Origin of the sequence: Streptomyces kronopolitis, from assembly GCF_014646275.1 — a bacterium.
In the GTDB taxonomy this organism is placed as follows: Bacteria; Actinomycetota; Actinomycetes; order Streptomycetales; family Streptomycetaceae; genus Streptomyces; species Streptomyces kronopolitis.
On sequence record NZ_BMND01000020.1, the window covers coordinates 1 to 12,318 of the forward strand.

A 12,318-nucleotide genomic window follows, 5' to 3' on the forward strand; every position below is an offset into this window, starting at 1 on the left:
GAAACACACACGAGAGCGGAACAACCAGACGGAATAGGTCCGGTCGTTCACAGCGTCCTCGCTGTGTGTGCCATCCGCACCACATGGGTGCCGATGGACTTTCAAAGGAACCTCATCCACCGAAGTGGACGGGGTATCAACATATCTGGCGTTGACTTTTGGCACGCTGTTGAGTTCTCAAGGAACGGACGCTTCCTTTGGCCTTATCGGTTCTGATTGACTCAGTACCGGGCGCTCCGGGCGCTTCCCTTCGGTCTTGCGTTTCCGACTCTATCAGATCCTTGCGGGCCCGATTTTCGCCGGTGCGTTTCCGCCTTTCGGCTTCTTCGCGTTTCCAACCTTACCAGATCCGTTTCCGTGTCCGGCGCCCTGTTGGAGCGGGCTCGGCCGTTCGGCTTTCGCTTTTCGGCCTTTCCGACTCTATCAGATCCGATTTCGTTCCGTTGCCGGTCCGAATTCATTTCCGATTCCCCGTCGGAGGGGGGTTGCCGTGGTGCGGCTATTTGAGCTGCCGCGCCTTTCGGCGTGTTCACTACTTTAGCGGAATTCCTCGCTGACGCATAATCACGTCACGGTTCGAATTTCGGCATGCCGAAATTGGTCCCGTTGAGGGGCCGTGCAGTAGTGGTGTGCCGCGAAGCGGCGGGATGGCTGCTGGTACCTGTCGGCTCCGTGGCAACTCGGAGAACACTACACGAGGGGGTGAGGTGCTTCAAACCCGTGCCAGGACTGGGTGGGCGGGGTACTTTGGGCCCATGAATCCGCATGCGCTCGTACAGCAGTGGTGGCTCGCCTGACGGCGGCCGGACCACAGCGCATGCATGACCACGGCCGCCGCTTCGGCGGCCGTTCGCGTTTCTCCCTCTCGCAGCCGGCCGGTGAGGTCGGCGGTCCCGACGCACCCGGCACGGGTGCGCGAGACAAGGACGGACGGGATGGCGATGGCGGAGCGGGTACGGATCTTCAGTGGTGTGCAGCCGACGGGGCATCTGACGCTGGGGAACTACCTCGGGGCGATGCGGCGGTGGGTCGAGGAGGACCAGCACCGGGCGGATGCCCTGTTCTGCGTGGTGGATCTGCACGCGCTGACCGTGGAGCACGATCCGGCGCGGGTGCGGCGGCTCACCCGGCAGGCGGCGACGCTGCTGCTGGCGGCGGGGCTGGATCCGGCGCGGTGCACCCTGTTCGTGCAGAGTCAGGTGCACGAGCATGTGCGGCTGTCGTATCTGATGGAGTGCACGGCCTCCGACGGTGAGATGCGGCGCATGGTCCAGTTCAAGGAGAAGGCGGCGCGGGCGGAGGCGCGGGGCGGGAGCGTGCGGCTGTCGCTGCTGACGTATCCGGCCCTGATGGCGGCGGACATCCTGGCGTACGGGACGCACGAGGTGCCGGTGGGCGCGGACCAGGCACAGCATCTGGAGCTGACGCGGGATCTGGCGGTGCGCTTCAACCAGCGGTACGGGGCGACGTTCGTGGTGCCGAAGGCGACGTATCCGGCGGTGGGGGCGCGGGTGATGGATCTTCAGGAGCCCACGTCGAAGATGGGGAAGTCGCACGCCGCTACGGCCGGGACGGTCTATCTGCTGGACGAGCCGGAGGCGGTGCGCAAGAAGGTGCTGCGGGCCGTGACGGATACGGCGGGCGAGGTCGTGTACGAGCGGGAGGAGCGGCCGGGGGTGGCGAATTTGCTGGATGTGCTGGCCGCGTGCGCCGGTGGGGAGCCGGCGCGGCTGGCCGAGGGGTACACCTCGTACGGCGCGTTGAAGAAGGATGTGGCGGAGGCCGTGGTGGAGGTGCTGCGGCCGGTGCGCAAGCGGCATGCGGAGCTGGCCGCCGACCCCGGGTATGTCGACGGGGTGCTGCGGGCCGGTGCGGAGCGGGCGCGGGGGCTGGCCCGGCCGCGGGTGGACGCGGCCTATCGGGCGGTCGGGCTGTCGGCCTAGGGGCCGTATAAGAGAGGAAGGCGCCCGCTGTACGAGGGCGCGGCCGGGCGGGAGCCGGTGGGTGCGGCTCCCGCCGGGGGTCAGCCCTTGCCGGAGGCCAGTTCGCGGCTGCGGTCGCGGGCGGCTTCCAGCGCGGCGAGGAGGGCGGCGCGGACGCCGTGGTTCTCCAGTTCGCGGATGGCGTTGATGGTGGTGCCCGCCGGGGAGGTGACGTTCTCGCGGAGGGTGACGGGGTGTTCGCCGCTGTCGCGGAGCATCACCGCGGCGCCGATGGCGGCCTGGACGATGAGGTCGTGGGCCTTGTCGCGGGGCAGGCCGAGGAGGATGCCGGCGTCGGTCATGGCCTCGACGAGGAAGTAGAAGTACGCCGGGCCGGAGCCGGAGAGCGCGGTGCAGGCGTCCTGCTGGGACTCCGGGACGCGGAGGGTCTTGCCGACGCCGGAGAAGATCTCCTCGGCGCGGGTGAGGTGGGTGCCGGTGGCGTGGGTGCCGGCGGAGATGACGGACATCGCCTCGTCGACGAGGGCGGGGGTGTTCGTCATGACCCGTACGACCGGGGTGCCGGCGGCCAGGCGTTCCTCGAAGTAGGAGGTGGGGATGCCGGCGGCGCCGCTGATGACCAGGCGGTCGGCGGGGAGGTGCGGGGTCAGCTCGGCCAGGAGGGTGCCCATGTCCTGGGGCTTGACGGTGAGGATGAGGGTGTCGGCGGCCTCGGCGGCCTCGCGGTTGCTGACGGCTTCGACGCCGTAGCGGTCGCGCAGCTGCGCGGCGCGCTCCTCGCGGCGGGCGGTGACCAGCAGGTCGGATGGCGCCCAGCCGCCCCGGATCATGCCGCTGAGCAGGGCTTCGCCGATTTTTCCGGTGCCGAGTACGGCGACCTTCTGGGTCATGCTGCGGTTCACCTCGCCGGTGGTGCCCGGGCGGTGGCCCCGGGGGCCGGCCCGTTGAGCGGTCGGTTACCTCGTCATCCTCGCACCTGCCGGGCGGGCGGCGCGGCCGCGTTCCGAGGGCCGGGACGGCGTCAGGCCGTGCGGCGGCGGAGGGTGGCGGCGCCGAGGGCGAGGACGAGGAGGGCGCAGCCGGTGACGACGGCGGCGTCGCGGACGAAGGCATCGGTGAGGTCGGGGTGCCGGAGGACCTCGTTCATGCCGTCGACGGCGTAGGACATCGGCAGGACGTCGGAGAGGGCCCGGAGGGCGGGCTGCATGGTGTCGCGCGGGGTGAACAGGCCGCAGAGCAGCAGTTGGGGCATGAGGACGGCGGGCATGAACTGGACGGCCTGGAATTCGGAGGCGGCGAAGGCCGAGACGAACAGGCCGAGGGCGGTGCCGAGCAGGGCGTCGAGGACGGCCACCAGGAGCAGCAGCCAGGGTGAGCCGATGACGTCCAGGCCCAGCACCCACACGGACAGGCCGGTGGCGAGGGCGGACTGCAGGACGGCGAGCAGGCCGAAGGCGAGGGCGTAGCCGCTGATCAGGTCGGCCTTGCCGAGGGGCATGGCGAGCAGCCGCTCCAGGGTGCCGGAGGTGCGTTCGCGCAGGGTGGCGATGGAGGTCACCAGGAACATCGTGATCATCGGGAAGATGCCGAGGAGCGAGGCGCCGATGCCGTCGAAGGTCTGCGGGCGGGCGTCGAAGACGTAGCGCAGCAGGGCGATCATCACGCAGGGGACGACCAGCATCAGCGCGATGGTGCGCGGGTCGTGGCGCAGTTGGCGCAGGACCCGGGCGGCGGTGGCCAGGGTGCGGGACGGGGACCAGGGCGCGGGGGCGGGGTGCGGTGCGCCGGCCGGGAGGGGTGCGGTGGTCATCGTGCGGACTCCTCAAGGGAGGTGCGGGCCGCTTCCGGGGTCCGGCCGGTGGCCGCGGCGTCGTCGACGAGGTGGAGGAAGGCGGCCTCGACGGTGGCGGTGCCGGTGCGCTCCCGGAGGGCGTCGGGTGCGCCGTCGGCCAGGATGCGGCCCTCGCGCATCAGGAGCAGCCGGTGGCAGCGCTCGGCCTCGTCCATGACGTGGGAGGAGACCAGGAGGGTGGTGCCGCGGTCGGCGGCGAGGGTGTGGAAGAGGGTCCACAGGTCGCGGCGCAGGACGGGGTCGAGTCCGACGGTGGGTTCGTCGAGGACGAGGAGTTCGGGGGCGCCGAGCAGGGCGACGGCGAGGGAGACCCGGCTGCGCTGGCCGCCGGAGAGGCGGCCGGCGAGGGCGTCGGCGTGGCGGGTGAGGTCGACGTCCTCGACGGCGCGGGTGACGCGGTCGCGGCGCAGGGCGCGGGCGGCCCGGCCGGGGTGGAGGACGGCGGCGAAGTAGTCGAGGTTCTGCCGGACGGTGAGGTCGTCGTAGACGGACGGGTCCTGGGTGACGTAGCCGATGCGGGGGCGCAGCCGGGGGTCGCCCGCGGGCCGGCCGAGGACGTCGAGGGTGCCGGTGACCTTGGCCTGGGTGCCGACGATGGCGCGCAGCAGGGTGGATTTGCCGCAGCCGGAGGGGCCGAGGAGGCCGGTGACGCGGCCGCGGGGCACGTCGAAGCGGAGGGCGTCGAGGACGGTGCGGCCGCCGCGGACGGCGGTGAGGTCCCGGGCGTGGACGGCGGGGTCGCCGTCATAATTCATCATGTGATGAATAGTGCTCCGGGCGGGGTGGGGCGTCAAGCGGGTGGGCGGATGGGAGTGCGGGGCGGCGCACTGCGGAACGGGGTGGGCAGTTACGGCCGCCGGAGCGAACGGAACCGGCCATTCCCGTCGGATACCTCCGCGTTCACAGGGTGGTCACATACCAAGGCATGGCACAGCGTGTTCATCTGGACACAATGGGGTGACCTGTCCAGCCGCGCCGGAAGGGGCGACATGGCGAAGACCCGGGCCGGCCGTCTCGGTCGGCTCCTGTTGCTCGTCGTCGCCCTCGTGCTGGCGCTGCCGGCGGCCGCCGGTGGCGCGTACGCGGCGAGCGGGCCGGCGACGGCGAAGAGCGCCGCCCGCGGTGCCGCGCCGTACGACGCACCGTGGGCGTCGGACACCGACGACCACCAGGAGTCCGGCGCCGACCGCTGCCGGACGCGCCATGGCGGGCGCTCCACGGCCGCGGTCTCGGTGCCCGTCCCCCCGCGCACGACCGCGTCGCAGGCCGGTCCGCTCCGCGCCGAGGGCGGGCTGAACCGCACCGCCGCGCTCACCGGCCGGCGGGCCGTGCCCGTCGCGAGATCGGGCGAACTGCCGGTCCGGCACCTGGTCTTCCGCTGCTGAGCGGGCCGAGAGCCGCCCCAGGGCCTCCCCCGGCCCGCGCACCCGACGGATCCAGCCGTCATCCCTTTCCTGGCGTGCGCCGCGTGACACGGCGCGGCGGCGGGTGACCGCTGCCCTCGGGCCGGTGGTCGCCGGCCCGCTGCCGCGTCGCGTTCCGCTCGCGTGTCCCGGTGCGTTCTCGTACGCACCCGGGCGTCCGCGCGCGCCGCCGTATCCACGCACTCGCTGGAGGCATGCTCATGCAGAGGTTCCGTGTTGCCCGGCTCCGCCCGTCCCTGCCCTCCATACCCTCGCGCCGGACGCTGGCGCGGGTGCGCGCCGATGTCACCGCCTCGCTCGTCGTCTTCCTCGTCGCCGTCCCGCTGTGTGTCGGGGTGGCCGTCGCGTCCGGGGCGCCCGCCGAACTCGGGCTGGTCACAGGGATCGTCGGCGGGCTGCTGACCGGGCTGCTGCCCGGCAGCAGTCTGCAGGTCAGCGGCCCGGCCGCCGGGCTGACCGTGCTGGTCTACGAGGCCGTGCGGGAGTACGGGCTCGGCGCGCTGGGCGCGCTGGTGCTGCTCGCCGGGCTGTTGCAACTGGTCATGGGGGCGCTGCGGCTGGGCCGCTGGTTCCGGGCCATTTCCGTAGCGGTGGTCCAGGGGATGCTCGCGGGCATCGGACTGGTCCTGATCGCCGGGCAGTTGTACGCCCTGGCGGATGCCAAGGCGCCGGGCAACGGGCCGGCGAATCTGGGCGGGCTGCCGGGTCTCGTCGCGGACACCGCCTCCTCCGGTACGGCACTGACGGCGCTGGCCGTGGGCGCGGGCACCATCGTGCTGCTGGTGCTGTGGCCCAAGTGGCGGTCGGCGGCGCGGGTGCTGCCGGCGCCGCTGGTCGCGGTGGCGCTGGCGACGGCCGCGGTGGTGGTGCTGGATCTGCCGGTGGCCCGGGTCGAGGTGGCGGGTCTGCTGGATGTCGTCCAGCCGCCGGGCGGGGCGGATTTCGCCCGGCTGGCGGAGGCGGGGGCGCTGGCCGGGGCGCTGGGCACGGTGCTGGCGTTCGCCCTGATCGCGTCGGCGGAGTCGCTGTTCAGCGCGGCCGCGGTGGACCGGCTGCACGACGGGCCGCGGACCGACTACGACAAGGAGCTGATCGCGCAGGGCGCCGGTAACACGGTGTGCGGGCTGCTCGGCGCGCTGCCGATGACCGCGGTGATCGTCCGCAGCGCCGCGAATGTGCACGCCGGGGCGCGGACGAAGGCCTCGCGGGTGCTGCACGGGGTGTGGCTGCTGGTCTTCGCGGCGGCGTTCCCGGCGGCGCTGACCGTGGTGCCGATCGCCGCGCTGGCCGGCGTACTGGTCCATGCGGGCGGCAAGTTGATCCCGGTGAAGCAGTGGCGGCCGCTGTGGCGCGAGCACCGGGGCGAGGCCGTGGTGCTGGCCGCCACGGCGGTGGCGATCGTGGCCACGAACATGTTCGAGGGGGTGCTGCTGGGGCTGCTGATGGCGGTGGCGAAGTCGGCGTGGGAGACCTCGCACGTCCATCTGGAGATCGTGGAGCGCGAGCCCGCGGTGGGCGACGGCGGGCCCGGCGACGGCGTCCCGGCCGCCCCGCTCCCCCGGCGCCCGCTCCTCGTCCGGGCCGTCGGCAACGCCACCTTCCTGCGGCTGCCGAAGCTGCTCGACCAGCTGGCGGCACTGCCCGAGGACCGGGAGGTCGAGCTGGACCTGTCCGGGCTGCGGCATCTCGACCGGGCCTGTGCGACCGCGCTCGGCAGCTGGGCGGAGCACCGGGGCGGGCCGGACGGGTCCGCGCGGCGGAAGGCGCCGTCCGTCAGCCCGTGACACGAGCGCGACAGGGACCGGCGGCCGGGCGGAAATGACCGTAGTGTCGGCATGCTGATCACCGCCGACCCTTGGAGTGCCGTGAACCGCCGGCCCTATCGCTCCTGTGGTGCGACCGCCGCCCTCTCCGTCGCCCTGCTGCTCTCCTCGTGCACCGGCGGCCCGCGGGGGGCGGCGGGCGGCGGCGGAGTGGGTGATCCGCTCTTCCCGGCGCTCGGCAACGGCGGCTACCAGGTGCGCCATTACGGGCTGGACCTCGACTACGACGTGCGCAAGAAGCGGCTGGACGCGACCGCCGACCTCACCGCCGAGGCCACCGAGGACCTGCGCTCCTTCCAGCTCGACCTCCAGGGGCTACGGGTGTCCCGGGTGCGGGTCGACGGCGAGAGTGCCGACTTCTCCCGCAAGGGGCACAAGCTGATCGTCCGGCCGCCCGACGGGCTCCGTAAGGGCGCCGCGTTCCGTACGACCGTCAACTACGCCGGGAGCCCGCAGGAGCTGACGGATCCGGACGGTACGACGGAGGGGTGGGTCAAGACCCCCGACGGGGCGTTCGTCTCGGGTGAGCCCGCCGGGTCCATGACGTGGTTCCCCGGCAACAACCACCCCGAGGACAAGGCGACGTACGACTTCCGGATCACCGTGCCGCAGGGCTATACCGCCGTCGCCAACGGGGAATTGAGCTCGCAGCAGACCTCCGGGGGCCGGACGACGTTCCGGTGGCACAGCGGCCAGCCGATGGCCAGCTATCTGGCGACCGCCACCATCGGCAAATTCGACGTCCGCACCTCGCGCGCGCCCCAGGGGCTGCCGCTGTACGTCGCGGTGGACCCGGCGGAGGCCAAGGCGAGCCGGGGGCCGCTGGCGAAGCTGCCGGAGATCCTGACGTGGGAGAGCGGCCTGTTCGGCCCGTACCCCTTCTCCTCGGCGGGCGCCATCGTCGACGACACCCCGGCCCGGATCACCTGGGAGGCGCTGGAGACCCAGACCAAGCCGGTCTACGCCGGGGCGCCGGACACCGTGACCGTGGTGCACGAGATGGCCCACCAGTGGTTCGGCGATTCGGTGAGCCCGAAGACCTGGGCGGACACCTGGCTCAACGAGGGCTTCGCGACGTACACCGAGTGGCTGTGGGCGGAGCACACCGGCGGCAAGACCCCGCAGCAGCAGTTCGACGCGCTCTACAAGGACGACCCGCACAACCCGCGCTGGGACTTCCCGCCGGGCCGCCCGGGCGCGGCGAAGAACGTGACCGGCCCGGCCGTCTACGAGCGGGGCGCGATGGTGCTCCAGCAGCTGCGGAACGCCGTCGGCGACAAGACGTTCTTCCGGATCCTCAAGGAGTGGCCCGCCAAGTACCGCTATGGCACGGCGGATTCGGCGGACTTCATCGCCTTCTGCCAGGCGCGCACGGACGTGGACCTGAAGCCGCTGTTCCAGGCCTGGCTGTACGGGAACGGGAAGCCGAAGCGGCTGTACTGAGCGGGGCCCGGTTTCTCGGGCCAGGGCCGCCGACCGCTCCCCCGCCGCCGCGCGCGCTCGTCCGTCCGCCGAAGTGCCCGCTCGTCAGGACGGGACGGGCGGCCGGCGGGTGACGGTGACGTCCAGCGCGTAGGCCTCCTCGACGATGCCGTCCGGGAAGACGTCCAGCAGCGCGGCCCGCTCGTCCGCGAGGACCGGGGCGGCGGCCTCCGGGCCGATGGCGGCGAAGTACGAGCGGCTGCCCAGCATCGCCAGATGGGTGTCGAGGGGGACCCGCCGGGTCCAGTGCAGGACGCGGAGCACCGGACGCAGTCCGAGGCCGAGGCCGCGGATCAGGTCGGGAGCCTCCGGCGCGACGCCGTGGGCATGGTAGTCGGGGAGCCGCCGGGCGATCCGGGCTTCCTGGGCGGCCGCCCAACCGACGTCCGGATCGGGGATGTTCCACCAGAGCGCGAGCGCCCCGCCGGGCCGCAGCACCCGCATCGCCTCGGGCACCGAGCGGGCCGGATCGGTCCAGTGCCAGGCCTGCGCGTAGCCGACCAGGTCGAAGCCCGCGTCGTCGGAGAACGGCAGCGCGTCGCCGAGCGCGCGGACGAGCGGGGTGCCGGGGTGGGCGGCGCGCAGCTCGGCGGCCATGGCAGCGCCCGGCTCGACGGCGGTGACCCGGGCGCCCCGGTCGGCGAGCAGCCCGGTGGCGATGCCGGTGCCGGCCCCGACGTCCAGCACCCGCGCCCCCGCCAGCGGCTGCCCGGCCAGCTCCTCGATCGTGTCGAAGAGGGCCGGTGGATAGCCGGGCCGGGCGGCGGCGTACTGGGCGGCCACCGCGTCGAACGACCGGGCCAGGGTGGCGTGGGCCGGGGGCGGAACGGGCGCGGAGGGCTGCGGCGGCCGGGGTGGCCGGGACGGCTGGAGCGGCTGGAGCGGCTGGAGCGGCTGGGGCTGAGGCGATTCCGGCATGGACGTCATCCTGCCCACGCGGCGGAGCGCGCGGAGGCCCGGAGAAAAAAGTCAGACCCGGTTCAATTCCGAACCCGGTATGGCTAGAGTGGGTGCCATGGCGGGATTGCGTGAGCGGAAGAAGGAAGAGACCCGGCGGCGGATCGCGGCGACGGCCTGGCGGCTGTTCGCCGAGCGGGGCTTCGAGGCGGTCACGGTCAACGAGATCGCCGAGGCGGCGCAGGTGGCCAAGGCGACGCTGTTCAGCTACTTCCCGACCAAGGAATCGCTCGCCCTCCAGGGCGTGGGGGACGACGATCTGGCGGGCATCGTCACGGGGCGGGCGCCCGGCTCGACGCCCCTGGCCGCGCTCCGGGCACACTTCCGGGCGCTCGCCGCCGGGCCGATGACCGGCCTGGACCCGGAGGTGCTGGTCTCCCGGGTCCGGGTGATCTTCGACAGCCCCGCGCTGAGCAACGCCACGAACAGCCTGCTCTACCAGCAGCGGGAGCGGCTGGCGCAGGCGCTGACCGCCGAACTCGGCGAGCGGACGGCCGTGTTGGCGGCGGCGCAGATCAGCGCTTCGGTGGTGACGCTCCAGGAGGGCTTCTTCCGCCGGCTCGCCGACGGCACCTCGCCGGCGGACGCCCGCGTGCGGCTGGGCGAGGAGATCGAGCTCGCCTTCGACCTGCTGACGCACGGGCTGGGCGGGCACGACCAGCACGATGAGCACGGCGAGCACGGCCAAGACGGCCACGACGGGCACCACCAGGACAGCCACGACGGGCACCACGGGCACGACCAAGACGTTCAGCGAAACCAGAGAGGGCAGTGAGACGCGGCATGCGCGCACGGGGCATCAACTACGACGTCGGGTTCCTCCCCGGCGAGGAGCTCTCCCGGAAGACCTTCACCGTCGAGGCGGTGCGGCAGGACCTCATCGCGATCGCGCGGGAGCTGCACTGCGACGCGGTACGGATCTCGGGCGGCGATCCGGAGCGGCTGGGCATCGCCGCGCAGTGCGCCGCGGAGGCCGGGCTGGAGGTGTGGTTCGCGCCCTTCCCCGTCGACCTCACCCCCGAGGAGCTGCTGCCGTACTTCGCGGACTGCGCGGAGCGGGCCGAGGCCGTACGGGCCGGCGGGGCGGAGGTGGTGTTCGTCGCCGGGTGCGAGCTGAGCGCGTTCTGTGCGGGTTTCCTCCCCGGGGACACCTACAGCGCCCGGTTGCAGGCGATGGTCTCCGCCGACATGGACTGGTGGATGTCGCTGGGCCCGGTGCAGGAGCGGCTCAACGGCTTTCTCGCCGAGGTGGCGTCCGTGGCCCGGTCCCGCTTCGGCGGCCGGATCAGCTATGCCTCGGGCCCCTGGGAGAGCATCGACTGGCAGCCGTTCGACATCGTCGGCGTGGACGCCTACCGGGCCGCGTACAACGCCACGACGTTCCGCGACGAGCTGCGTGCGCACCGCGGCCACGGCAAGCCGGTCGCGGTCACCGAGTTCGGGACCTGCGCCTACCGCGGCGCGGGCGAGCGGGGCGGACTGGCCTGGCAGCCGCCGGCGGGGGCGGTGCCGGACGAGAGCGAGCAGGTGCGCTACTTCACCGAGCTGCTGGACATCTTCGAGGAGGAGGGCGTGGACACCGCGCTGTGGTTCACCTTCGCGGGCTTCAAGACGCGCAAGGGCGCGGACCTCACCTCGTACGGGGTGGTGCGGATGCTCGACGAGACACGCTGGGAACCGCGGGAGGTGTTCCACACGATGGCGGCCCGGTACGCGGGGGACGGCGGGGGCACCGGGGGTGGCGGAGAGAGCGGCCCACGAGGCTGAGTCGCACGCCGCTCGCCGGGCTCGGCTGCTCCCCCTGCCTCAACGGCGCTTCTTCGCCCCGGACTTGCGGGCCGCCGCCTGGCCGCCGGAGCGGGCGGCCGGATTGCCGGTACGGACGCCCCGGCGGCGCTCGTACCGCTCGCGGGCCGCTTCGTACTCGGCGCGGTAGCGCTTCTCCCCGGGAGCCTCGACGAGACTGCGGCAGAAGTAGGCGAGCAGCGAGCCGAGGAAACCGATGAGCAGCAGCCCCTGCCCGGAGCTGTCGGCCGCGCGCGCCGCCGACGGGCCGGGGCCGCCGGTGAAGCCCGCCCAGGTGTGGCGGAAGGCAAGGGCGCTGCACACGGCGATGCCGACGACGACGAGCGTGCTGACGAACGGGCCCACGGAGGCCGTCTCCAGGCCCTGGAACGCGAAGCGCAGCACCACCGCACCGGCCGCGGCCAGCGCGAGCGAGCCCACCGCGACCCCGGCCCGGCGCAGGCCGTAGCCGCCGTCGCGCCGGACCCAGGTGGTGCCGAAGAACCGGATCGGCTCCGGCTCCGGGCCGCCGCGCTCCGCCCCGCCGGACTTCCGGCCGTCGCCGCTCTGCCCCGGGCCCGCGGTGGGTCTCTGCTGCTCGCTCATGCCCCGATTATCCCCGGCGGGGCGCGGCGGACCGGCTCAGGACGTGCAGACCGGCGCGACCATGCCGCTGCTGCCCGTGTGGACGTACGTGTCGGAGACGTACTGGCCGGGCGCGATGTTGTCCCAGATGTCCGACGTGCCGTACGGGCCGCTCACCCGCTGGCCGTGCCGCTGGCAGCGGATCTGCACCCGGGCACCCTCGGCCAGCGTGCGCACGACGGGTGCGTCGGTGCTCGGGCCCTGGCGGACCTTGACGCGGTAGCCGGGCGCGAGCGGGAAGACGAGGCCGCCCGCCGCGGCGAGCGCCTGCCCATCGGCCGCCTCCCGTGCACTCCGCTGTTCCTGTGCGCTCCGTTGTTCCTCTGCGCTCGGTTGTTCCTGTGTGGTCATCTCTCATTCCCCCGTTGGGTGCTGATCCCCTGTGCCCCGCGGTGGCTGAGCCCGCC

12 protein-coding genes are annotated in these 12,318 nt (G+C 73.0%); 6 read left to right on the forward strand and 6 right to left on the reverse strand.

The genetic code is table 11. The features are described from left to right. The first annotated feature begins 935 nt into the window (after positions 1-935). Positions 936-1,943, forward strand: a complete 1,008-nt coding sequence (trpS, locus tag IEY78_RS20980; RefSeq protein WP_189100537.1) for a tryptophan--tRNA ligase — start codon at positions 936-938, stop codon at positions 1,941-1,943. Positions 1,944-2,023: 80 nt separating this feature from the next. On the opposite strand, the gene proC is transcribed toward trpS, so the two are convergent. The 3 genes from proC to IEY78_RS20995 form a co-directional block, all read right to left on the reverse strand. After that, entirely contained in the window at positions 2,024-2,833 is an 810-nt protein-coding gene (gene proC / locus IEY78_RS20985) for a pyrroline-5-carboxylate reductase (protein WP_189100539.1), read from the reverse strand. A 131-nt stretch (positions 2,834-2,964) separates the two neighbouring features. After that, positions 2,965-3,753 (reverse strand): ABC transporter permease, encoded by a 789-nt coding sequence (locus IEY78_RS20990; protein ID WP_189100541.1) that lies wholly within the window; start codon positions 3,751-3,753, stop codon positions 2,965-2,967. Continuing rightward, positions 3,750-4,553, reverse strand: a complete 804-nt coding sequence (locus IEY78_RS20995; protein WP_189100543.1) for an ABC transporter ATP-binding protein — start codon at positions 4,551-4,553, stop codon at positions 3,750-3,752. Before IEY78_RS20995 ends, IEY78_RS20990 begins: the two co-directional genes overlap by 4 nt. Before the next feature lie 231 nt (positions 4,554-4,784). Here IEY78_RS20995 and IEY78_RS21000 point away from each other — a divergent pair, with 231 nt between their 5' ends. The 3 genes from IEY78_RS21000 to IEY78_RS21010 all read left to right on the forward strand — a co-directional run bounded on the left by IEY78_RS21000 (position 4,785) and on the right by IEY78_RS21010 (position 8,485). Then, positions 4,785-5,180 (forward strand): hypothetical protein, encoded by a 396-nt coding sequence (locus IEY78_RS21000; protein WP_189100545.1) that lies wholly within the window; start codon positions 4,785-4,787, stop codon positions 5,178-5,180. A gap of 239 nt (positions 5,181-5,419) precedes the next feature. Further along, positions 5,420-7,003: a SulP family inorganic anion transporter gene (locus IEY78_RS21005; RefSeq protein WP_229700087.1), complete on the forward strand. Its 1,584-nt coding sequence runs from the start codon at positions 5,420-5,422 to the stop codon at positions 7,001-7,003. A 51-nt stretch (positions 7,004-7,054) separates the two neighbouring features. Further along, the gene (locus IEY78_RS21010; protein ID WP_189100547.1) at positions 7,055-8,485 is read left to right on the forward strand and encodes a M1 family metallopeptidase; all 1,431 of its coding nucleotides are present in this window, start codon (positions 7,055-7,057) and stop codon (positions 8,483-8,485) included. 84 nt (positions 8,486-8,569) lie between these two features. On the opposite strand, the gene IEY78_RS21015 is transcribed toward IEY78_RS21010, so the two are convergent. Then, complete coding sequence (locus tag IEY78_RS21015; RefSeq protein ID WP_189100549.1) at positions 8,570-9,442, reverse strand: class I SAM-dependent methyltransferase; 873 nt, start codon at positions 9,440-9,442, stop codon at positions 8,570-8,572. Between the two features lie 97 nt (positions 9,443-9,539). Between IEY78_RS21015 and IEY78_RS21020 the strand changes: the two genes are divergently transcribed. Then, the gene (locus IEY78_RS21020; RefSeq protein ID WP_189100551.1) at positions 9,540-10,256 is read left to right on the forward strand and encodes a TetR family transcriptional regulator; all 717 of its coding nucleotides are present in this window, start codon (positions 9,540-9,542) and stop codon (positions 10,254-10,256) included. Between the two features lie 8 nt (positions 10,257-10,264). Further along, on the forward strand, positions 10,265-11,248 hold the full coding sequence (locus tag IEY78_RS21025; RefSeq protein WP_189100553.1) for a glycoside hydrolase family 113 protein: 984 nt from the start codon (positions 10,265-10,267) through the stop codon (positions 11,246-11,248). A gap of 39 nt (positions 11,249-11,287) precedes the next feature. Here IEY78_RS21025 and IEY78_RS21030 read toward each other — a convergent pair whose 3' ends face one another. Beyond that, positions 11,288-11,872, reverse strand: coding sequence for a hypothetical protein (locus IEY78_RS21030; protein ID WP_189100555.1), 585 nt, complete (start codon positions 11,870-11,872; stop codon positions 11,288-11,290). Between the two features lie 36 nt (positions 11,873-11,908). Beyond that, the gene (locus IEY78_RS21035; RefSeq protein ID WP_189100557.1) at positions 11,909-12,262 is read right to left on the reverse strand and encodes a peptidase; all 354 of its coding nucleotides are present in this window, start codon (positions 12,260-12,262) and stop codon (positions 11,909-11,911) included. Between the last annotated feature and the right edge of the window lie 56 nt (positions 12,263-12,318).